18 protein-coding genes and 1 tRNA gene are annotated in these 22,219 nt (G+C 63.6%); 15 read left to right on the forward strand and 4 right to left on the reverse strand.

Annotated features, from left to right (window positions below; all coding sequences use genetic code 11):
• Positions 1-75: 75 nt before the first annotated feature.
• On the forward strand, positions 76-519 hold the full coding sequence (locus H8F01_RS18475; RefSeq protein ID WP_187056495.1) for a hypothetical protein: 444 nt from the start codon (positions 76-78) through the stop codon (positions 517-519).
• Between the two features lie 169 nt (positions 520-688).
• Here H8F01_RS18475 and acnA read toward each other — a convergent pair whose 3' ends face one another.
• The gene (gene acnA / locus H8F01_RS18480) at positions 689-3,439 is read right to left on the reverse strand and encodes an aconitate hydratase AcnA (RefSeq protein WP_187056496.1); all 2,751 of its coding nucleotides are present in this window, start codon (positions 3,437-3,439) and stop codon (positions 689-691) included.
• 581 nt (positions 3,440-4,020) lie between these two features.
• On the opposite strand from acnA, the gene H8F01_RS18485 reads away from it, so the two are divergent.
• Together H8F01_RS18485 and H8F01_RS18490 are read left to right on the forward strand one after the other, a co-directional pair.
• Entirely contained in the window at positions 4,021-6,612 is a 2,592-nt protein-coding gene (locus H8F01_RS18485; RefSeq protein WP_187056497.1) for a bifunctional aconitate hydratase 2/2-methylisocitrate dehydratase, read from the forward strand.
• Positions 6,613-6,874: 262 nt separating this feature from the next.
• Positions 6,875-7,786: a LysR family transcriptional regulator gene (locus H8F01_RS18490; RefSeq protein ID WP_187056498.1), complete on the forward strand. Its 912-nt coding sequence runs from the start codon at positions 6,875-6,877 to the stop codon at positions 7,784-7,786.
• A gap of 37 nt (positions 7,787-7,823) precedes the next feature.
• On the opposite strand, the gene H8F01_RS18495 is transcribed toward H8F01_RS18490, so the two are convergent.
• Together H8F01_RS18495 and sbcB are read right to left on the reverse strand one after the other, a co-directional pair.
• On the reverse strand, positions 7,824-8,510 hold the full coding sequence (locus H8F01_RS18495) for a DUF2461 domain-containing protein (protein ID WP_187056499.1): 687 nt from the start codon (positions 8,508-8,510) through the stop codon (positions 7,824-7,826).
• Positions 8,511-8,521: 11 nt separating this feature from the next.
• Complete coding sequence (gene sbcB, locus H8F01_RS18500; RefSeq protein ID WP_187056500.1) at positions 8,522-9,970, reverse strand: exodeoxyribonuclease I; 1,449 nt, start codon at positions 9,968-9,970, stop codon at positions 8,522-8,524.
• A gap of 125 nt (positions 9,971-10,095) precedes the next feature.
• Between sbcB and orn the strand changes: the two genes are divergently transcribed.
• From orn to H8F01_RS18525, 5 genes are all read left to right on the forward strand, one after another.
• Positions 10,096-10,656 (forward strand): oligoribonuclease, encoded by a 561-nt coding sequence (gene orn / locus H8F01_RS18505; RefSeq protein ID WP_187056501.1) that lies wholly within the window; start codon positions 10,096-10,098, stop codon positions 10,654-10,656.
• A 24-nt stretch (positions 10,657-10,680) separates the two neighbouring features.
• Positions 10,681-11,589: a dihydropteroate synthase gene (gene folP, locus H8F01_RS18510; RefSeq protein ID WP_187056502.1), complete on the forward strand. Its 909-nt coding sequence runs from the start codon at positions 10,681-10,683 to the stop codon at positions 11,587-11,589.
• Positions 11,590-11,645: 56 nt separating this feature from the next.
• Positions 11,646-12,998: a phosphoglucosamine mutase gene (gene glmM / locus H8F01_RS18515; RefSeq protein ID WP_187056503.1), complete on the forward strand. Its 1,353-nt coding sequence runs from the start codon at positions 11,646-11,648 to the stop codon at positions 12,996-12,998.
• A gap of 164 nt (positions 12,999-13,162) precedes the next feature.
• Positions 13,163-14,098, forward strand: a complete 936-nt coding sequence (locus tag H8F01_RS18520; protein ID WP_187056504.1) for an isopenicillin N synthase family dioxygenase — start codon at positions 13,163-13,165, stop codon at positions 14,096-14,098.
• A 158-nt stretch (positions 14,099-14,256) separates the two neighbouring features.
• A complete protein-coding gene (locus tag H8F01_RS18525) occupies positions 14,257-14,757 on the forward strand; it encodes a hypothetical protein (protein ID WP_187056505.1) in 501 nt (166 codons plus the stop codon).
• Here the strand turns inward: H8F01_RS18525 and H8F01_RS18530 are convergent.
• Positions 14,751-15,566, reverse strand: a complete 816-nt coding sequence (locus H8F01_RS18530) for an SDR family NAD(P)-dependent oxidoreductase (RefSeq protein ID WP_187056506.1) — start codon at positions 15,564-15,566, stop codon at positions 14,751-14,753. The two genes, H8F01_RS18525 and H8F01_RS18530, sit on opposite strands and share 7 nt — an antisense overlap.
• Before the next feature lie 121 nt (positions 15,567-15,687).
• On the opposite strand from H8F01_RS18530, the gene tpiA reads away from it, so the two are divergent.
• From tpiA to H8F01_RS18565, 7 genes are all read left to right on the forward strand, one after another.
• Positions 15,688-16,437: a triose-phosphate isomerase gene (tpiA, locus tag H8F01_RS18535; protein ID WP_187056507.1), complete on the forward strand. Its 750-nt coding sequence runs from the start codon at positions 15,688-15,690 to the stop codon at positions 16,435-16,437.
• Between the two features lie 25 nt (positions 16,438-16,462).
• Positions 16,463-16,909 carry a preprotein translocase subunit SecG gene (gene secG, locus H8F01_RS18540; protein ID WP_187056508.1) on the forward strand — a complete coding sequence of 149 codons (447 nt, stop codon included), beginning with the start codon at positions 16,463-16,465 and terminating at the stop codon, positions 16,907-16,909.
• An 11-nt stretch (positions 16,910-16,920) separates the two neighbouring features.
• A tRNA-Leu gene (locus H8F01_RS18545) sits at positions 16,921-17,005 on the forward strand.
• Between the two features lie 635 nt (positions 17,006-17,640).
• Entirely contained in the window at positions 17,641-18,471 is an 831-nt protein-coding gene (locus H8F01_RS18550) for a transketolase (RefSeq protein ID WP_222615678.1), read from the forward strand.
• Positions 18,468-19,352 (forward strand): transketolase family protein, encoded by an 885-nt coding sequence (locus H8F01_RS18555; protein ID WP_187056509.1) that lies wholly within the window; start codon positions 18,468-18,470, stop codon positions 19,350-19,352. Before H8F01_RS18550 ends, H8F01_RS18555 begins: the two co-directional genes overlap by 4 nt.
• 4 nt (positions 19,353-19,356) lie before the next feature.
• Positions 19,357-21,321, forward strand: a complete 1,965-nt coding sequence (locus tag H8F01_RS18560) for an NAD-dependent epimerase/dehydratase family protein (RefSeq protein ID WP_187056510.1) — start codon at positions 19,357-19,359, stop codon at positions 21,319-21,321.
• Complete coding sequence (locus tag H8F01_RS18565; RefSeq protein ID WP_187056511.1) at positions 21,318-22,214, forward strand: class I SAM-dependent methyltransferase; 897 nt, start codon at positions 21,318-21,320, stop codon at positions 22,212-22,214. The genes H8F01_RS18560 and H8F01_RS18565 overlap by 4 nt, the downstream gene beginning before the upstream one ends.
• The last annotated feature ends 5 nt before the right edge of the window (positions 22,215-22,219 follow it).

Below are 22,219 nucleotides of genomic sequence, written 5' to 3' on the forward strand. Positions count from 1 at the left end.
CAGGCAAGATAGTGACGCGGCATTGGAGCATACGCCCGCGTATAGCGGCAAGCCGCGCCGCAGCGAGAATTCTTCATGCCCCTGATGCGAAAACTGCTTGTAAATCCGCTCCTTTACGCGCTGCTGGCGGTCGCCCTGGCGGCCTGCCATCGCACGCCCGACGAAAGTCGGGTGAGACAGGGTATCGAAAAAGCCGAGCATGCCGCCGAACAGGCGGATGCCTCCGCGCTGGATGATGTGCTGAGCGAAGACTTCGACGGCAACCAGGGCGAGATGCAGCGGCGCCAGCTGCTCGGCCTGTTGCGGGCCGCGTCGTTTCGCGGCGAGACCATCCATGCGCTGACCGGACCCATTGACGTCGAGCAGCACGGTGACCGCTACGTGGCACGTTTCACGGTCACGCTCACCAGCGGCGGGCGGATGCTGCCGTCGAACATGGGCATCTATAAGGTGGAGACCGGCTGGCGGAAGGATGGGCGCGAATGGCGCTGTTATTCGGCCACGTGGACGCCAGCGTAAGCGGCCCCTTGTAGGAGCGCACCCTGTGCGCGACCGCGGCGTGTTGCCGGTACTGCTTCGCCGGGGTGTCGCGCACAGGGTGCGCTCCCACAAGGGGGCGACTGATGCAAAAAGAAAACGCCGCACGATGGCGGCGTTTCCCTTTTGCCTGCGGGCATCAACCCGAAACTCAGGCCGCCTTCTTCCCGGCCAGCTGGCGCAGCACGTACTGAAGGATGCCGCCATGGCGGAAGAACTGGCGCTCCTTCGGCGTGAGCAGCAACACCTTCACGGTGAACTCCTTCTTCTTGCCGTCCGGACCGGTGGCGGTGACCTTGGCAGTCTTCGATTCGCCGCCGTTGAGGCCGGTGACGTCGAAGGTTTCCTTGCCGGTCAGCCCCAGCGACTGCGCGTTCTGGCCATCTTCGAACTGCAGCGGCAGCACGCCCATGCCCACCAGGTTGGAGCGGTGGATGCGCTCGAAGCTCTCGGCGATCACGGCCTTCACGCCCAACAGCAGCGTGCCCTTGGCAGCCCAGTCACGCGACGAGCCGGTGCCATATTCCTTGCCGGCGATGACCACCAACGGCGTCTTATCGGCCTTGTACTTCATGGCCGCGTCGTAGATGGCCATCTGTTCGCCGCTCGGCACGTACAGGGTGTAGCCGCCTTCCACGCCGTCCAGCATCAGGTTCTTGATGCGGATGTTGGCGAAGGTGCCGCGCACCATCACGTCATCGTTGCCGCGACGCGAGCCGTAGGAGTTGAAGTCCTTCGGCTCCACGCCCTTGCTGATCAGGAAGCGACCTGCCGGGCTGTCCTTCTTGATCGAGCCGGCCGGCGAGATGTGGTCGGTGGTGATGGAGTCGCCGAACAGGCCGAGCACGCGTGCACCATGCACGTCGTCGATGGTGCCCGGCTCCTTGCTCATGCCTTCGAAGTACGGCGGGTTCTTGATGTAGGTGGAGTCATCCCACTGGTACACGTCGCCATCCGGGGAGGCGATGTGGTTCCAGCGGGTGTCGCCCTTGAACACGTCCGAATAGCTCTTCTCGAACATCTCGGGATTGAGGGCGCTGCCCACGATGTCCGAGATTTCCTGGTTGGTCGGCCAGATGTCCTTGAGGTACACCGGCTTGCCATCGCTGCCGGTGCCCAGCGGATCCTTGCTGAGGTCCACGTCCAGCGTGCCGGCCAGCGCGTAGGCCACCACCAGCGGCGGCGAAGCCAGGTAATTCATCTTCACTTCCGGGTGCACACGGCCTTCGAAGTTGCGGTTGCCCGACAACACCGACGCCACGGCGAGGTCGCCCTCGGCAATGCCCTTGCTGATCTCGGGCGGCAACGGACCAGAATTGCCGATGCAGGTGGTGCAGCCGTAGCCGACGATGAAGAAGCCGACCTTTTCCAGCTCCTTCAGCAGGCCGGTCTTCTCGAGATAGTCAGTGACCACCTTGGAGCCCGGGCCGATCGAGGTCTTCACCCACGGCTGCGCCTTCAGGCCCTTGGCCGCCGCCTTCTTGGCCACCAGGCCCGCGCCCAGCATCACGCTGGGGTTGGAGGTGTTGGTGCAGGAGGTGATGGCGGCGATGACCACGGCGCCGTCGCCGAGCTTGAAGGACTCGCCATCCTTCTCCACGCGCACGCCGGCATCGGTGATGTCGTTGGCCGGGTTGCCGATGGCCGACGAACCGCCCTCGGCGATGAAGGCCGAGGTGTCATCGCTGCGCGGGCGACGGTTGGCGGTGAGCGGACCGACCGCATCGTGGAAGCTCTTCTGCACACCTTCCAGCAGCACGCGATCCTGCGGGCGCTTGGGGCCGGCCAGCGAGGGCTTCACGTCGGCCAGGTTCAATTCCAGCGTGGTGGTGAAGCGCGGTTCCGCGGCGTTCTCGTCATGCCACAGGCCTTGCGCCTTGGCGTAGGCCTCGACCAGCTTGATCTGATCGTCGCTGCGGCCGGACAGGTGCAGGTAGTTCAGTGCTTCCTGATCGATCGGGAAGATGCCGCAGGTGGCGCCGTATTCCGGGGCCATGTTGCCGATGGTGGCGCGGTCGGCCAGGGCGAGGTGCTTCAGGCCGCTGCCGAAGAACTCCACGAACTTGCCCACCACGCCCAGCTTGCGCAGCATCTGGGTGACGGTGAGCACCAGGTCGGTGGCGGTGACGCCTTCCGAGAGCTTGCCCGTCAGCTTGAAGCCCACTACCTGCGGAATCAGCATGGACGAGGGCTGGCCCAGCATGGCCGCTTCGGCCTCGATGCCGCCCACGCCCCAGCCCAGCACGCCGATGCCGTTGATCATGGTGGTATGCGAGTCGGTGCCGAACACGGTGTCCGGGTAGGCCCACGCCTTGCCATCCTTCTCCGCGGTGAACACCACGCGGGCCAGATGCTCAAGGTTCACCTGATGGACGATGCCGGTGCGTGGCGGCACCACCTTGAAGTTGTCGAACGCCTTCTGGCCCCAGCGCAGGAAGGCGTAGCGTTCCTGGTTGCGGTGAAACTCGATCTCGACGTTCTTCTCCAGTGCCGACTCCGAGCCGTACACATCGACCTGCACGGAGTGGTCGATCACCAGCTCGGCCGGTGCCAGGGGATTGATCTGCTTGGCATCACCGCCCAGCTTCACCACGGCGTCGCGCATCGCGGCCAGGTCCACCACACAGGGAACGCCGGTGAAGTCCTGCAGCACCACGCGGGCGGGCATGAAGGCGATCTCGGTATCGGGCTCGGCCTTGGCGTCCCACTTGGCGATGGCCTCGATTTCTTTCGAGGTGACGTTGACGCCATCCTCGTGGCGCAACAGATTCTCCAGGAGGATCTTCAGCGAAAAGGGCAGGGTCTTGAGGTCAAAGCGCTGGCCGAGCTTGGTCAGGCTGGCGATCTGGTACTGGCTGCCGTTGACAGTGAGGGTGTCGCGGGTGGCGAATGAATCCAGCATGGGGCTAACTCCTGTTGCGTGAGTCTGGCGAACGCGCGGACGCGTAGCTTGGGGATCCTAAGGCACGGAACGTGAGGGGAATTGCAAAAATGGCCTCACCCTCCATGGCCGTCATCCCGGCGCGGGCCGGGATCCAGTAGCGGTCAAAATCGGGTTGTCGCGAGAGCTACAACCCTGATGTCTCTTGCAAAAGCCCGGTCGTGACGTCACTGGATCCCGGCCTGCGCCGGAATGACGAACGTGTTGGGCTGAAGGACGCATGGGCTCTCCACTACCGTGCACTACCATTGAGTTTGGGACAAAAGCCCGGTCGTGCAAGAGACCCGAAAGGGGCATTCCCGCATATCCGCATTGCAAGATTTCGAACGCTCCCGGAAGCGTTGTCTTGCGTTGCGGCGCAAGGGCCCCGGCTGGCAAAATAGCGGGCTGTAATGCCGCCAAAAACGGCATGGCGACAAGGCCTTGCGCCTTGTCGAGCACCGGTAGCGGTCCAGCGGAACCTTCTCCCTCGGGTGACCTCCGCCGCGGTGGTCAAGCCACCGCTCGCTGCCTCTTTGTTCTAGTTCACCGGACGAGACCACATGCTTAACGCCTACCGCCAACATGTTGCCGAGCGCGCCGCGCTGGGTATCCCGCCGCTGCCGCTGTCGGCCCAGCAGACTGCCGACCTGATCGAGCTGCTGAAGAACCCGCCCGCCGGCGAGGAAGCCTTCCTGGTCGACCTGATCACCAACCGCGTGCCGGCTGGCGTGGACGATGCGGCCAAGGTCAAGGCCTCGTACCTGGCGGCCGTGGCGTTCGGCACCGAGAAGAGCGCGCTGATTTCGCGCGAGAAGGCCACCGAACTGCTCGGCACCATGCTGGGTGGCTACAACATCCATCCGCTGATCGAGCTGCTCGACGACGCGCAGATCGGCACCGTGGCCGCCAACGCGCTCAAGCACACCCTGCTGATGTTCGATGCCTTCCATGACGTCAAGGAAAAGGCCGACAAGGGCAACGCCAACGCCAAGTCCGTGCTGCAGAGCTGGGCCGACGCCGAGTGGTTCACCAGCAAGCCGGAAGTGCCGCAGAGCCTGACCATCACCGTGTTCAAGGTGCCGGGCGAAACCAACACCGACGACCTGTCGCCGGCGCCGGACGCCACCACCCGCCCGGACATCCCGCTGCACGCGCTGGCCATGCTGAAGAACAAGCGCGACGGCGCCCCGTTCCAGCCGGAAGAAGACGGCAAGCGTGGCCCGATCCAGCTCATCCAGGACCTGACCAAGCAGGGTCACCTGGTGGCCTACGTGGGTGACGTGGTCGGTACCGGTTCCAGCCGCAAGTCCGCCACCAACTCGGTGCTGTGGTTCACCGGCGAAGACATCCCCTTCATCCCGAACAAGCGCTTCGGTGGCGTGTGCCTGGGCAGCAAGATCGCCCCGATCTTCTACAACACCATGGAAGATGCCGGCGCGCTGCCGATCGAACTCGACGTGTCGCAGATGGAAATGGGCGACGTGGTCGAACTGCGTCCGTACGAAGGCAAGGCCCTGAAGAACGGCGAAGTGATCGCCGAATTCCAGGTGAAGTCCGACGTGCTGTTCGACGAAGTGCGCGCCGGTGGCCGCATTCCGCTGATCATCGGCCGTGGCCTTACCGCCAAGGCGCGTGAAGCGCTGGGCCTGCCGGTGTCCACCCTGTTCCGCCTGCCGCAGCAGCCGGTCGACACGGGCAAGGGCTTCACCCTGGCGCAGAAGATGGTCGGCCGCGCCGTGGGCCTGCCGGAAGGCCAGGGCGTGCGCCCGGGCACCTATTGCGAGCCGAAGATGACCTCGGTGGGTTCGCAGGACACCACCGGTCCGATGACCCGCGACGAGCTGAAGGACCTGGCCTGCCTGGGCTTCTCGGCTGACCTGGTGATGCAGTCGTTCTGCCACACCGCTGCCTACCCGAAGCCGGTGGACGTGAAGACCCACCACACGCTGCCGGAATTCATCAGCACGCGTGGCGGCATCTCGCTGCGTCCGGGCGACGGCGTGATCCACAGCTGGCTCAACCGCATGCTGCTGCCCGACACCGTCGGCACCGGCGGCGACAGCCACACGCGTTTCCCCATCGGTATCTCGTTCCCGGCCGGCTCGGGCCTGGTGGCCTTCGCCGCCGCCACGGGCGTGATGCCGCTGGACATGCCCGAATCCGTGCTGGTGCGCTTCAAGGGCGAGCTGCAGCCGGGCGTCACCCTGCGTGACCTGGTCAACGCCATCCCGCTGTACGCCATCAAGCAGGGTCTGCTCACCGTTGCCAAGCAGGGCAAGAAGAACATCTTCTCCGGCCGCATCCTTGAGATTGAAGGTCTGCCGAACCTGAAGGTGGAGCAGGCGTTTGAGCTGTCCGACGCCTCGGCCGAGCGTTCGGCCGCCGGCTGCACGGTGCACCTGGACAAGGCGCCGATCATTGAATACATGACCAGCAACATCACGCTGCTCAAGTACATGATCGCGCAGGGCTACAAGGATCCGCGCAGCCTGCAGCGCCGCATCAAGGCGATGGAAGCATGGCTTGCTGACCCGCAGCTGCTGAAGGGCGACGCTGATGCCGAATACGCTGCCGTCATCGAGATCGACTTGGCCGACGTGCATGAGCCCATCGTGGCCTGCCCGAACGACCCGGATGACGTGAAGACGCTCAGCGACGTGGCCGGTGCCAAGATCGACGAAGTGTTCATCGGCTCGTGCATGACCAACATCGGTCACTTCCGTGCGGCGTCGAAGCTGCTGGAAGGCAAGCGCGATATCCCGACCAAGCTGTGGGTGGCTCCGCCGACCAAGATGGACCAGCAGCAGCTCACCGAGGAAGGCCACTACGGCGTGCTCGGCACCGCCGGCGCCCGCATGGAAATGCCGGGTTGCTCGCTGTGCATGGGTAACCAGGCGCAGGTGCGCGAGGGCGCTACGGTGTTCTCCACCTCCACCCGCAACTTCCCGAACCGTCTGGGCAAGAACTCCAACGTGTACCTGGGCTCGGCCGAGCTGGCCGCGATCTGCTCGCGTCTGGGCAAGATCCCGAGCAAGGAGGAGTACATGGCGGACATCGGCGTGATCAACGCCAACGGCGAGAAGATCTACAAGTACATGAACTTCGACAAGATCGCCGACTACCAGGACGTGGCCAACACGGTCACTGCCTGAGGGCGGTAGGCATCGCAAGGTGCAGGGAAGGGCGGCGCAAGCCGCCCTTTCTTTTTGCGTTGAATTCGAGCTGACTGGCTGAATTCCCCTCACCGTCATTCCCGCGAAGGCGGGAATCCAGTGCCTTTGCTCTTGCCTTGGCGCAAATAGGAGAGCGAAAAGTCACTGGATTCCCGCCTTCGCGGGAATGACGGTGAGGAAGGCAGCGCGGCCCCGGGTCGTTTATGCTTCCGCCGTCACAGGCCAGGTCAGCACCCAGCGGATGATCTCTTCCCACCTCTCGGTAGTCTCCCTCCGCGACCTCATGCTGGTGCAGGCCGTGCGGCGCCACGGCAGCTTCAACAGCGCTGCGCGCGCCATGCACATCAGTCCATCGGGCCTTTCGCATCAGGTGCAGAAGGTGGAGCAGGCACTCGGTGCGCCGTTGTTCGAGCGCGGCGGCCGCCGCATCGTACCGACGGCTGGCGGCCAGCGCCTGCTGGAACAGATCGACGCCGTGCTGGCCGCGGCCGAACATCTGCAGCAGGTGGCGCGCGCGGGCGAGGTGGCGTTCGGTGGCGAGTTGCGCCTGGGCGTTCCTGCATCGCTCGGCCCTTATCTGCTGCCGCATCTCATCGGGCCGTTTCCACAGCATTTCCAGGGCACCCGACTCAGCCTGTCGGAAGGCAAGCCGCGTGGCCTGCTGCGTCGCTTGAACGAAGGCGAGCTCGATGCGGTGCTGGCGCCGCGCGTGCCGCCAGTGAGCGGCGTGGCCATGCGCCCGTTGTTTTTCGAGCCATGGGAAGTGATGTTCCGTGCCGATCACGCACTTGCCGGCAAGCGCAGCGTGGGCATCGAACAGCTGGAAGCCAGCGACGCCACGCTGATGACCGAGAGCCATTGCGAAGATGTGCTCGGCGGTGGACACGTGCAGGACGTCAGCCTGGAAAGCCTTGCCGCATTGGTGGAACTGCGTGGCGGTTACGCCCTGGTGCCTGCGCTTGCGCATGATCGCCTGGCGTCCATGCCCAATATTGTGCTGGCCAAGCTCAAGGGGCAGGCGCCCGGTCGCGAGATCGCTCTGTTCTGGCGTGAAGCGTCACCGTGGCATGCCGACCTGCAGAATTTTGCCGCGCTCCTGCGCAAGCTGGCCAAACAGCGTCCGGGGTTGCGGCTGGTGGACGAAGCGGGCTGAGGCGCGATATCAGGCGGCGCGCCCCAGCACGACGGCTTCAGAAATCCAGTTCCTGCGATGCACACAGATAATCGACCATCGGCGCTACGCGCTTGTAGGTATCCACCAGCCACGGCAACAGCTCGGCGGAGCAGGCCAGCTTCTCGTCAAAGCCTTCGCCACAAGCGAAATCCTTGCGCTTGATATCGTCGATCAATTCATGGGCCGGATCGAATCCGCGTGGCGGGCGCGTCAGCGATTCGCCCCAGAACTGGAAGTGGTCGCGAAATGCCTTGCTGCGCGTGGCGCGTTTCCATGCTTCCGGGTTGTCGGCCAGGAAATCGCGGATCTTCTTCAGCGCATCCGATTCCGGGTGCCAGATGCCGCCGCCGGCAAAACAGTCGCCCGGCTGCACGTGCACATAGAACGAGGGCGCGGGAATCTCATGGCGGCGCTCATGGAAAAAGCGGGCGCCCTGCCAGGGCTTGTACGGCTGCTTGTCGTTGGAGAAGCGTGTATCCCGATAGATGCGGAACAGTGAGCCACCACTTTTGCGCGGGTCGGCGCGGTAGTGCTGGCTGATCTTGGTCAGCGGCGTCTGCATGTCGGCAATCAGCGCGAGGAAGGGATCGCGTACGTCGCGTTCGTACTCTGCTTTGTGCGCGTGGAACCACTCGCGGTTGTTGTTGCGGTCGAGCGCGCGCAGGAAGCGGAAGGTGGCGGGCGAGAAATAGGTCGTGGCCATGGCGTTGGTGGTCAGGCAGTAAGAGGGGCGATATCGGCGGCCAGCATCTCGCCCCAGCTCTGCAGCTGGTCGAGGACGGCCTGCTTGTCTTGGGCCAGGTCGCCGCCGCGCAGCTCGGCGATGCGCGCGAAGTAGTCGTCCAGGGTCAGGTTGGTCAGTGGCGTGGACCGGGTCAGGCGATCGCGGCAGAACGCCTGCCAGCGGGCCTGTTCGTCCAGGCTCAGGGTCTCGGGCCAGTTGCGCGCGCGATAGCGGAAGAACAATTCCGGATAACGCGGGTCGCGGAACGGAAAGGCGCGCTGGCCCAATTGTTCCGGCGGCGTGGCGCGGATATCGGCCAGCAGGCGCTTGTCCGCATCCGGCAGGAAACCGCCATACAGGGCAAGTTCGGGATCGGCGGGCGGCGGCAGGTCGGCGGCGCGCTGAAACACGCGGCGCAGCTTGGCCGGCAGGCCCTCGGCGGAGGCCAGGATGTCGCGATGTGCCTGCACCTTGTCCAGGTCGATCTGCAGCCGGTCCAGGTCCACGCCCTTTAGGGTGGACAGCGGCGCCAGCGCCGGGGCACGGTTGGCGCGCACGGTACGCAGCGGAATGCGCTCCACACCCTCGGGCAGGTCGGCACGTGCAGTGAATACGCGGTCGGCGATTTCATCTTCGTCCAGTGCCAACAGCTCCGAAGGGTCGCCGGCCAGGTCGTACACGATGATTTCCCCCGGCCTGCTCGGATGCGCGGCCAGTGGCGCGATCACCGCCAGGCACTGGCGGCTCGCGGGATAGCGCGAGGACACGTGCACTACCGGTGTCATGGCTACCACGTCGAGCATTTCGAACACGCGCTGCTTGCGCCGCAGGGCGAAGTACCAATCCCACAGTCGCGGCTGCCGGACGCGGATGAGGCGCGCCAGGTCGATCAGTGCGTACACGTCAGAGAGCGCATCGTGTGCGCGTTCCTGGCGCAGGTGGTTGGCGGTGGCGAGGTGCTCCAGCTTGAAACTGGGCGAGCCATCCTCGCGCCGGGGCCACTCGATGCCCTCTGGACGCAGCGCCTGGCACAGGCGTACCAGATCGATCAGGTCCCAGCGCGAGTTGCCGTTTTCCCATTCGCGCCCATAGGGCTCGAACATGTTCCGGTAGAACAGCTGGCGGCCGATTTCATCGTCGAAGCGCAGCGAGTTATAGCCCACGCCGCAGGTGCCTGGCTGGGCGAGCTGCTCATGTACGCGCGCGGCGAAATCGGCCTCCAGGCAGCCCTCGCGCTCGGCCTGCTGTGGCGTGATGCCGGTGATCAGGCAGGCGTCGGGATGCGGTGGCATCTCGCGTGGGGGCTTGCCGAAGAACATCACCGGCTCGCCCAGGATCTCCAGCTCCATGGTGGTGCGGATGCCGGCGAACTGCACCGGGCGGTCGCGCCAGGGATCGGCGCCGAAGGTCTCGTAGTCGTGCCAGAAGAACGTCTGCATGCAGCGATCATCGCATGGCCCCGGGGCATGCTCCATGCGGCCCGTGGGCGTCCCGTCGTCGGGCGCGTGGCGATTCCGGCGTCTGGCCGGCTGGCTGCTGCTAGACTTCGCGTCCAGGAGGGCGCATGAGCCAAGCGAACGAAGACAATCTGATCTGGATCGATCTGGAAATGACCGGACTCGATACGGACAACGATTCCATCCTCGAGATTGCGACCATCGTCACCGACAAGGACCTCCGCATCCTCGCCGAGGGCCCGGTGTTTGCGATACGCCACCCGCTGGAGCGGCTGGAAGCGATGGATGCATGGAACCGCAACCAGCATCGCCGTTCGGGCCTGTGGGACCAGGTGGTTGCTTCCGACGACGATCACGCCACCGCCGAACAGGCCACGCTCGACTTCCTCAAGGCATGGGTGCCGGCCGGCAAGTCGCCGATGTGCGGCAACTCCATCTGCCAGGACCGCCGCTTCCTGCATCGCGAGATGCCGCGGCTGGAACGATTCTTCCATTACCGCAACCTCGACGTGTCCACGCTGAAGGAGCTTGCGCGACGCTGGTCGCCGGCCATCGGCAAGGGCTTCTCGAAGGAATCGGCGCATACCGCGTTGTCGGATATCCGCGATTCCATCGAGGAACTGCGTTATTACCGCCAGTTCATGGGGCCGCTGGGCGGCAACTCCTGACGCCCCACCTCCACGGGAGTTTCCATGTCCCTTGATCTGTTTGCGACCGTGCTCGACTGCAACGGCCGGCCGCTCACGCTCGACCGTCCCCGCGTGGTGGGCATCCTCAACGTCACCCCCGATTCGTTCTCCGACGGCGGCAGCCATGGCTCGGTGGATGACGCCGTGGCGCATGGCCTGCGCATGGTGGACGAGGGCGCGGACATGCTGGATATCGGCGGTGAGTCCACCCGCCCCGGTTCGGAAGACGTGCCGGTGGAGGAGGAACTCCGCCGCATCGTGCCGGTGCTCGAGCAGCTGGCGGCGCGTACCCGCGTGCCACTCGCCATCGATACCTCCAAGCCGGAAGTGATGCGCGCCGCCGTGGCGGCCGGTGCCGGCATGATCAACGATGTCTACGCGCTGCGCCGCGAGGGCGCGCTGGATGCGGCGGCCGACCTGGGCGTGCCGGTGTGCCTGATGCACATGCTGGGCGAGCCGCGCAGCATGCAGGACGAACCGCATTACGACGATGTGGTCGGCGACGTGCATCGCTTCCTGACCGACCGCCTGTTCGCTTGCGAGCTGGCCGGCATCGACCGCCGCAAGGTCATGGTCGACCCCGGTTTTGGCTTCGGCAAGAACCTGGAACACAACCTGGCGCTGCTGCGCGCGCTGGAGCGTTTTGCCAGCCTCGGCAGCGGCGTTTACGTCGGCATGTCGCGCAAATCCATGATTGGCGCGATCACCGGCCGCAAGGAGCCGCTTGAGCGGGCGGCCGGTTCGGTGGCCGCCGCCGTCATCGCCGTGCAGCGTGGCGCGCGCATGGTCCGCGTTCATAATGTAGCGGCTACGGTCGACGCGCTTGCGGTATGGCATGCGGTGCAGGCGGGCGATACGCCACCGCGCCGTGACGACAAACCCTCCGTGCCGCGCTGGCCGGACGACGAATAATCACCTTGGGCGAGAGTCGGACGCGGCAGCGCGGCGACCTGGGCAGGAGTAACGCCATGACACAACGGAAGTATTTTGGAACCGATGGCATTCGCGGCCTGGTCGGCCAATGGCCGATCAGCGCCGATTTCATGCTGCGGCTGGGGCGCGCCCTGGGCGTGGTGCTGGCGCGCAATGGGCGCGCACGGCCGAAAGTGGTAATCGGCAAGGACACCCGCGTGTCCGGCTATATGTTCGAATCGGCTCTCGAGGCCGGCCTGGTGGCCGCCGGCGCCGACGTGGCGCTGCTCGGCCCCATGCCCACGCCGGGCGTGGCCTTCCTCACGCGCTCGCTGCGCGCCGATGCCGGCATCGTGATCAGTGCGTCGCACAACCCGCATCACGACAACGGCATCAAGTTCTTCTCCGCCAACGGCGAAAAGCTCTCCGACGCGGTGGAGCAGGCCATCGAAGAGGAGCTGGAGCTGGAGTTCGCCACCGTTCCGTCCGAGCAGCTTGGCAAGGCCACGCGCATCGCCGATGCGGTGACGCGCTATGCCGAGTTCTGCAAATCCACCGCCGCGGAGGATTTCAGCCTTCGTGGCCTGCGCCTCGTGCTCGACTGCGCGAACGGGGCGACCTATCAGGTGGCACCCAAGGTGTTCGCGGAACTGGGTGCGGTGGTGACCACCATTGGCGACCGCCCCGATGGCTTCAACATCAATCGCGACGTCGGTTCCACCCATCCGCAGGCGCTGGTGCACGCGGTGATGGAGCAGGGCGCGGACCTGGGCATTGCCTTCGACGGCGACGGCGACCGCGTCCTGCTGGTGGACCGCAACGGCAAGCTGGCCGACGGCGATGACATCCTGTTCGTGCTGGCCAACGCCTGGCATGCACAGGGCCTGCTGGAAGGGCCTGTGGTCGGCACCCTGATGAGCAACTACGGGCTGCAGCTCGCACTGGCGCAGATCGACGTGAAGCTGATCCGCGCCAACGTGGGCGATCGCTACGTGTTGCAGCAGCTCAAGCAGCACGGCGGCAACCTTGGCGGTGAAACCTCCGGCCATATCCTGTGCCTGGACCGCGCCACCACCGGCGACGGTATCGTTTCGGCACTCGCCGTGCTGGAGGCGCTGGCCTATGCCGGTACCGACCTGGCCCAAGCCCGCCAGGGTCTGCGAAAAATGCCGCAGATCATGATCAACGTGCGTGCCGATGGCGCCCGCGAGTCCCTCGACAGCGAGCCGGTACGCGAAGCGCTGGCCGAAACCGAGCGCGTGCTGTCCGGTCGCGGCCGCGTGGTGCTGCGTGCCTCGGGCACGGAGCCGCTGGTGCGTGTCACGGTGGAGGCGGCCGACGAGGCCGAAGTGCGACAGTTGGCCGAAAGCCTCGCGGGTGTCGTAAAATCCGCCGCAGAACGTTCGTGAGCCTGTAAGAGCTTCAGGGGCCAAAGGCCCCACCCAGGTCGCCAAGGATTGGCCCGACGTGCCCCGCCCCTGCGGTGGCGGATTAAAGAGGCTGTTCAAAATCGCCAATATGGAGATGTTGAGCAGCCTTCAAATGGACCGCACGCACAACCTGTGGACAAGCCATGAAGAAAGTTCCAACCCTCGACATCCGTCGTTACGACACCGATCGGGTCGCGTTCGTGTCCGAGCTGGGCAACGCCTATCGTGAATTCGGTTTCTGCTGCATCAGCGGCCACGGCATTTCGCGTGAGCTGATCGACGGCGCCTACGAGTCGTTCCAGCAGTTCTTTGCGCTGCCCACCGAAACGAAGATGAAGTACAACGTGCCGGGCAGTGGCGGCGCGCGCGGCTACACGCCGTACAAGGTGGAAACCGCCAAGGACAGCAAGTTCGCCGACCTCAAGGAGTTCTGGCATATCGGTCGCGAGATCTCCCGCGACTCGACGTTTGCCGACGTGATGCCGCCCAACATCTGGCCGTCGGAAATCACCGACTTCCAGAAGAACGGTTACGGCCTGTTCGAGGCACTCGACCAGCTGGGCTCGCGCGTGCTGCGCGCACTGGCCCTGCACATTGATCTGCCCGAGCACTTCTTCGACGACAAGATCGACCAGGGCAACTCCATCCTGCGCCCGATCCACTACCCGCCGATCACCGACGAAAACGTCCCCAACGTGCGCGCCGGCGCCCATGAGGACATCAACTTCATCACCCTGCTGGTGGGTGCAAGTGCAGAAGGCCTGGAAGTGCTCACGCGCGAAGGCCAGTGGCTGCCGATCACCACCGAAGGCGACGCCATCGTGGTGAACATCGGCGACATGCTGCAGCGCCTGACCAACCACGTGTATCCGTCCACCTCGCATCGCGTGGTGAACCCGCAGAACGAGAACTCGCGCAAGCCGCGCTACTCGGTGCCGTACTTCCTGCATCCGAACCCGGACGTGGTGCTGGATCCGCTGCCGCAGACGGTCACGCCGGACAACCCGAGCCGCTACGACACCAGCATCACCTCGCACGAGTACCTGCTTCAGCGCCTGCGCGAGATCAAGCTGATCTGATTTTTTGCGCCCTTGCTCCCTCTCCGGCAGGAGGGGGAGCACTCTGGGCGTGTTTTGCCCGTGCTGCCACGTGGATACGGCTGGCGGGCGTTACTTCCGGACGATTTGCCTGCGTTGCACAGGCACTACGCTGAGCTCCCTCCTTGAAGGAGTTCGTCATGCGCCTGACGCTGTTGCTGTGCATTGCCTGTCTGGTGAGCGGCCGTGCCATGGCCTCCGCCGATGAGCCCTTTCGAGACTTCTCGGACCTGACAGGACCATGGACCTGTCACGGCGTCTTCCCCGCCACGGGAAAGACCATCGACTCCTCCATCCGTTTTGAGCTGGACCTGCACGGCAAGGCGCTGGTCAAGCACCACGACGACACCTCGCCGCCGGCCACTTATCACGCGTTGGAGGCTTGGGGATACGACGCCAAAACCAGCCGCTACAACGCGACCATCCTCGACAGCTTCGGTGGCGCCAGGCTGTTTTCGTCGGAAGGATGGAAGGACGGGCGCCTGGTCTGGCAATCCGCCCCCGAAGTCAAACCGGCGCAGCGCTTCACTTATAAGCGCGAGCCCGGAAACGGGCTGCGCATCGATTGGGAGGTGCAGCGCGAGGGCGCTTTCGTGCTCGGCGACACGATGCAATGCTCACGGGAGCGCGCCGGTCACTGAGTGGCCTCCAGCGCGCGATAGCGTTTCGATTCACGGGCCGACAGCCACAGCGTGAGCCGATCCGGCAGCAGCTTCGTCAGCGCCTTGATGACGCGATTGACGCTACCGGTCACGTGCACCACGTCGCCGCGCTCCACCGCGCGGCAGCCTTCGCGCACCACGGCTTCCGCGCTCTGCCACATGAAGCCCGGCAGCTTGTTCATCAGCTGCCGGGTGCCGGTCACATCGTGGAATTCCGACCAGGTGAAGCCCGGGCACAGCGCGCAGACATGGACGCCAAGATGGCGGTTTTCCAAGGCAAGCGACTGCGAAAACTTGATCAGATAAGCCTTGCTCGCCGCGTACAGCGTGTGACCCGCCGAACCCGGGACATGCCCTGCCAGCGAGGCCACATTGACGATGCGGCCGTGGCCACGCTCACGCATGCCGGGCAGCAGTCGCCAGGCCAGTTCGGCCGGTGCGGTCATCAGCACCCGGATAAAGGCCTCGTGCACGGGCCACTCGACGGCCTCGAAGGTGCCCGGCACACCGTAGCCGGCATTGTTGATGAGCCAGTCCACCCTAAGTCCACGTGCGTCCAGTTCGTCGCACAATCGGGATACGGCGCTCGGGTCGGCCAGGTCGGCGGGCAGGACGGTCACCACGGCTCCGTGGCGCTCGCGAAGCTCCTGGGCCAGTGATTCCAGCCGGTCGGCCCGGCGTGCGGTGAGCACCAGATCGTGTCCTTGGGTGGCCAGTTCGCGGGCGAAAGCGGCACCGATACCCGCAGATGCGCCGGTGACCAGGCTGAGTGGACGGGTCGTGGTCATAAAGTGGTCTCCTTGTGGTTCTTCTGATTTTTTCCGTAACACCAAGGGTTTGTCGCCGCGTCGTTGCCAGTGGCATGGTCCGACGTTAAGCTTTCGGGTTTATACGCAAGGGAACACGCGCATGCGCAAGAAACTCGTCGCCGGCAACTGGAAGATGCATGGTAGCCGCAGCATGGCGACAGCCCTGGTTGGCGACATCGCCGCGGCCCTGCCCACCGGGCTCGACGTGGTGGTGGTGCCGCCGCTGCTGTACCTGGGCGAGCTGGCCGCGGCGCATGCGGGTTCAGGCCTTGGTTTTGGCGGACAGGACGTGAGTGAGCACGAGGGGCAGGGTGCCTACACGGGCGAAGTGTCCGCGGCCATGCTGGCCGACGTGGGTGCCCAGTGGGTCATCGTGGGGCATTCGGAGCGTCGCCAGTTCCACCACGAAACGAGCGAGCTGGTGGCGCGCAAGTTCGCGGCGGCACGTGCCGGTGGGCTTACCCCCATCCTGTGTGTGGGCGAAACCCTGGCCGAGCGGGAAAACGGGCTCACCGAGGCCGTGGTCGCCCGCCAGCTCAAGGCGGTGATCGACCTCAACGGCATCGCCAGCTTCGATACGGCGGTGATTGCGTACGAGCCCATCTGGGCCATCGGCACGGGCCATACGGCCACGCCGGAGCAGGCGCAGCACGTTCATGCGTTCATCCGTAGCCAACTGGAAAAAGAAGATGCTATGATTGCCCGTCTGACCCGACTGCTTTATGGCGGAAGTGTCAAAGCGGCGAATGCTGCCGATTTGTTCGCGCAGCCGGACGTGGATGGTGGGTTGATCGGGGGAGCCTCGCTGGCATCGGCCGATTTCCTTGGAATCTGCGCCGCGGCGTACTGAGCACCACGGACTCTTAAAGAGAACCATGTTCGTCATCTTCAGCGTCTTCTACATTCTGATCGCCGCGGCGATGATCGTGCTGATTCTGATGCAGCGCGGCGCAGGTGCGGATGCGGGCTCCGGTTTCGGCGGCGGCGCATCGGCAACCGTGTTCGGTGCACGTGGCTCGGCCAGCTTCCTGACCCGCACCACGGCAGTGCTGGCAGCGCTGTTCTTCGCACTGAGCCTTGGCATGGGTATGTACCTGAGCCACAGCTCGCATTCGCCGAGCGAAAGCGGCAGTGATCTGGGTGTGATGTCGGGTCTTGCCAACAAGCCGGCAGCAACGCAGAATGCGCAGCCCGCCGCACCGGCCAACGCGGAAATCCCGCAGGCCACCAAGCCGGCACAGGGCGACGTTCCCGCTGCCACGGCTCCGGCCAAGCCCTCGGGCGACGTGCCGGCCGCGACGGAACCGGCGAAGAAAAATTAAGTAAGACACCTGCCCAGGTGGCGGAATTGGTAGACGCACTACCTTGAGGTGGTAGCGCCGAGAGGCGTGGGGGTTCGAGTCCCCCCTTGGGCACCAACACCCGTTTCAGGAACCTTGTCGAGGTTCGTGAAACACAATGAACCCCGCATTTTGCGGGGTTTTTTGTTTTTCGCGTTTTGCTTTCCCGTTGTCAGGCGCGGGATGGGCACGGGGGGCTGCGGCGCCCGCAAAGCTTTCCCGGACGGCTGCCGATGATGATGGCTGCGTGCTGATGGCGAGCTAATCGCCCGCTGGTGACGGTTGAGAGCAGAGCGTGCCTCCGGGGTGGGGCGAGACGCACGACGGAACTCGCGGGTCCCGCATCTCATCCGTGCGCTGGAGGAGGGTAATACACGCGCCTTCACAGAATGGGGCTGGTCCGTTGGTTTGACACGGTCAGCGTGAGAGGCTGGATTTGTCAGACCGAAGCGATTGCATCGGGTGAAAAGCCTGAAATCTCCCGCTGATGCGTATACTTTGATGACTTGATTCCGGCGGAACGGGCTGGCGCTTGCAGTGTTTGACTTGCAAGCGGGAGAGGCGGGGTGGGTTGAAGGCGTGGGGCCTTCCATCGGGAGTGATATGAGCCGCAATGCCGATGGACGCGGTCCTTGTCGCGGTTTCGAGTGCAAAAACGGCCCCTGCTCCTCATTCACCGGTTTACATGCGAGCGGCCAGGTGCCTGCGGGTCGATGCCGTCCTATATCAATAATTCAAAAGACCGGGGTTTCCCAGCAAATATGCAGCCATTCTCGGACACTCTTCGCCTGGCCAAAATCAGGTTGCTGCAGCTCCACTACGAGGCGAACTGCGGCCACCTGGGTGGCAATTTTTCCTGCATTGACGCGCTGATGACGTTATATCACCGCGTCATGGGAGCGGATGATCGCTTCATCCTCTCGAAGGGGCATTCGGCAGGGGCCTTGTATGCGACGTTGTGGAGTCTTGGCCGACTTTCCGAGGCTGATTTACAGACATTCACGCGAGACAACTCGTTGCTTCCAGGGCACCCCAGTGGCTCGGGCATCCCCGGACTGATGTTTTCCACGGGCTCCCTCGGGCACGGTCCATCATTGGCAACCGGTCTGGCGCTGGCTGCACGTCACAAGGGGCTGGATCATCAGGTCTTCTGTCTTTGCTCGGACGGCGAGTGGCAAGAAGGCGGCTGCTGGGAGGCTCTCAATTTCGCTATCCATCAGCGTCTGGATAACCTTGTCATTCTCATCGATCAAAATGGTTTGCAGGGGTTTGGCCGCACGGCGGAAGTCATTTCCTGCGAGGATCTTTCCCCGCGTATTGCCGCCTTTGGTGCCGACCTTCAGAAGATCGACGGCCACGATTCGGATGCCATCATGCAAGCCATTGCCAAGCCCGCGCGAGGTGCCCCTCGGGTGTTGATCCTTGATACGGTGAAAGGGCGCGGCCTCCATTTCGAGGATCTGCTGGAATCTCATTACCTTCCCCTTTCTGAAGCCAGCTACCTGGCTGCCCGCAGTGCGTTTGAAGAGGGGGCCAATCGATGAGGAAAGCTTTCGCTAGTGCGGTTCTGGAGCACTGCAATCGCGAGGACTGTTTTTTCCTCACCGGTGATCTCGGTTTCATGGCCCTGGAAGAAGTCCAGGCCGCATTCGGCACGCGTTTCGTCAATGCAGGCGTTGCCGAGCAGAACATGATTGGCGTGGCGGCGGGTCTCGCGCGTGAAGCTCTGCAGGTGATTGTCTACAGCATCGCCCCATTCTGTTACGCACGCCCCTTCGAGCAGATCCGCAATGATCTGTGCATCGGTGGTTTGCCGGTGTGTCTGGTCGGCAACGGTGGAGGTTACGCATACGGTCACATGGGGCCGACCCATCATGCACTGGAAGATTGCGCAGCCATGAACGCTTTGGGCGTGCGTGTGCTGGTGCCGGCATTCGATGACGACCTGCCTGCGCTTCTTGCCGGTTTCGACAGTCCCACTTATCTGCGTCTGGGCTATGACGCCAGGCCGGCAGGTGAAACTGTTCCTGGCTACGCTCCCTGGCGAGAAGTTTTACCCGGAAAGTGCGGCGCGATTGCGGCCCTTGGTCCGCTGGCCGGTGTCGCCTGGCAAGCTCTTGCTGATCTTGATGTGGAATCAAGGCCGTCTGTGTGGGCAGTGTGCGAGTTCAATGATTCCGACATACCGGAGCTGTTTCTGGAGCAAATAGCCAGCCGCTCCCTATACGTCCTCGAGGAGCATGTTGCTCAAGGAGGGCTTGGGATGAACCTGACTCTGAGCCTTGCCGCTCGCGGCTTGACGGCTGCGCGCTTCGTGCATCGCCCAGCGCTTGGTTACCCCAGCGGCCGTTTCGGTTCCCAGGCTTTTCACCGTGCCGAGTGCGGACTGGACGCACCCTCCATCCGTTCCATGGTTACTGGCTGAAACAATGAATCTAGACGACAAGCTTAGGAATCTGGCTGGCCCGGTGTTGGTTCTTGGCGCCAGCGGGTTCATTGGGGCCAATTTGCTGCACCGTCTGCTTGCGGTGCGCAGCGATGTCACCGGAACGGTATTCTCCGGCGACACGTGGCGTCTCGATGGCGTCCCGGCATCGCACATCGCCTTCCTGAATCTGCAGGATCCCACCAGCGTCAGTTCGGTGCTGCGCCGCGTTGGACCACGGACCATCTTCGACTGCTCATCCTTTGGAGCGTATTCCTTCGAACAGGATTACGAGCGCGTCCATGCAACCAACTACCTGAGCTTTATTCGGCTGATGGAAGAGGTTGCAACAATGGACCTGGCTGCTTTCGTCCATGCGGGTAGTTCGTCGGAGTATGGTCTCAATTCGGCGGCCCCCGCCGAAGATGCCGCGCTCCTGCCCAACAGTCACTATGCAGTCAGCAAGGCTGCCGCCAGTGCGGCCATTGCCTACTTCGGCAAGGTGCGTGGTGTTCCTGTGGCCAATTTGCGGCTCTACGCCGTGTACGGCCCATTCGAGGACAGCTCCCGACTCATTCCCGCGTTGTGTGAAGCGAGCCTCAGGGGAGAGCTGCCGGTTCTGGCTCGCGCCGAGGTAAGCCGTGACTTCGTGCATGTGGATGACGTGATCGAAGCGTTTGCCGATACCGCGCAATCGTTGGGGCCGGAAATTGCAGGCGAGTCGATCAATATCGGCAGTGGTCGACCGACGACTCTCGCGGCCCTCGCCGAGCTGGCCATCCACTCATTCGGACTCGCCGTGGAGCCGCGCTTCAATCCGGCCGCGGGCCGCGCTTGGGACACCGACAACTGGTACGCAAATGCAGCCAAGGCAACTCGGCTGATTGGCTGGTCTGCCAGGACCGATCTTGCGGAAGGCCTCAAGCAAACGCGTGACTGGTGGAAAAAGCACCTCATCGAAGCGGATTTCAGGCAGCTGACAAAGCGCACTCAGCCCCGCAGGGAGAAGAATTCAATCTCTGCCGTAATCGCCTGTTACCGGGACGGCCAGGCTATCCCCATCATGCATGAGCGACTGGTGGCGGTGTTTCAGCGGGCTGGCATTGATTACGAGATTATATTCGTCAATGACAATTCTCCGGATGATTCCGCCGAAGTCATTCGAGAGATCAGTGCCCGTGACCCTCACGTGGTCGGTGTCACTCACTCACGCAACTTCGGATCGCAGGCTGCATTTCGCAGCGGCATGGAGATAGCCAGCAAGGAGGCTGTCGTTCTGATGGATGGCGACCTACAGGATCCGCCAGAGCTGATCGAGGCTTTTGTCGAGCGTTGGCGCGCTGGCGCGGACGTGGTCTATGGGCGGCGAATAAAGCGAGAGATGCCCATACTCCTGGAAGCCTGCTATCGCGCCTTCTATCGTGTTTTCGCCGTGATGAGTGAAGTGCCCGTTCCGAAGGACGCCGGTGATTTTTCGTTGATCGACCGCAGCGTTGTCTACTGGCTTCTCCAGTGCCAGGAGCGCGATTTGTTTCTTCGCGGACTGCGTGCCTATGTGGGTTTTCGCCAGGAGGGGGTGGACTATGTCAGGCCCGAGCGCATGTTTGGCGTCAGCACCAATAATTGGATCAAGAACATTGGCTGGGCCAAGAAGGGCATCTTCTCTTTTTCTCGCATGCCACTGCACCTGCTGACCGCAGCGGGTGGATTTGCCTCGTTCGCTACCGTCTTGCTGGCGATCTTCAGCATTCTTGTGCGGATATTCGACGCCGAATCAGTTCCCAAGGGTATGACTTTCCTGTCATTGCTGGTGATGTTCTTCGGCTCCTTCACCCTGCTTGGAATTGGGCTTCTTGGCGAATACGTCGGCAAGATCTTCGAGGAAACCAAGGCACGTCCTGCTTACATTCGCAGCAGCTTGATTGTCCGTGGCGAGATTCGTCCCGCAGATCCGAAGGGGCTGCCGTGAACATCGAACGCGATTGCCCCGTTTGCCATGGCCGGAGCCATGTGCCTTTTGCTGATGAGCGCATTGACCTTGAGCGGGTCAGTACACTGACCTACGCGTCCCGCAAACCCCCAGAGTTCATGTGTCTGCGCCTGGTGCGTTGCAGTACCTGCGATCTGGTCTATGCGCCAACTCCGCCTCCTGAAGACTTCCTGCATGCCTCCTATGCCGGGGCTGACTTTGACTCGGGGCCCGAGGCACTGGCTGCAGCGCGAACTTACGCGACAGCCCTTGGCCCGCATGTGCGGGAACTGGCTGGTCGAAACGCCGCGGTCGACGTGGGCGCGGGTAGCGGCCCCCTTCTTCCGTGGCTGCAGGATCAAGGTTTTGCGTCGGTGATCGGCATTGAACCTTCCACCGCTGCTATCCAGGCGGCCCCGCCGGCAGTGCGTTCCCTGCTCAGGGAAGGGATGTTCTCGGCGTCCATGCTTCAAGGGGAAATCACCAGCCTCGTCTGTTCATTCATGACGCTCGAGCATCTTCACGATCCTGGTGAGTTCGTCGGTACGGCGCATGGTCTCCTTGAGTCAGGGGGCGCCATTGCGGTGGTGGTGCATAACTGGCGAGCTCCGCTGAACCGGATGCTCGGCCTTCGCTCTCCGATCATCGACGTTGAGCACATGCAACTTTTCAGTCCGAAGTCCTTGCGCGAGCTGCTGGAGAGGGCAGGGTTCGAGCGCGTCGTATTAAGCCCCATTCGCAATGCGTACCCGCTGCGTTACTGGCTTCGACTCACACCGTTGCCCGATCGCGCAAAGAAGCTGGTTCTGGCGGCGCTCGAGCGGTTCGGGCTCGCTGATCGCTGCTTCTCCATGAACGTCGGCAACATGCTCGCTGTAGGCATTAAGCCCTAATGAAA

Origin of the sequence: Dyella telluris (assembly GCF_014297575.1) — a bacterium.
In the GTDB taxonomy this organism is placed as follows: Bacteria; Pseudomonadota; Gammaproteobacteria; order Xanthomonadales; family Rhodanobacteraceae; genus Dyella; species Dyella telluris.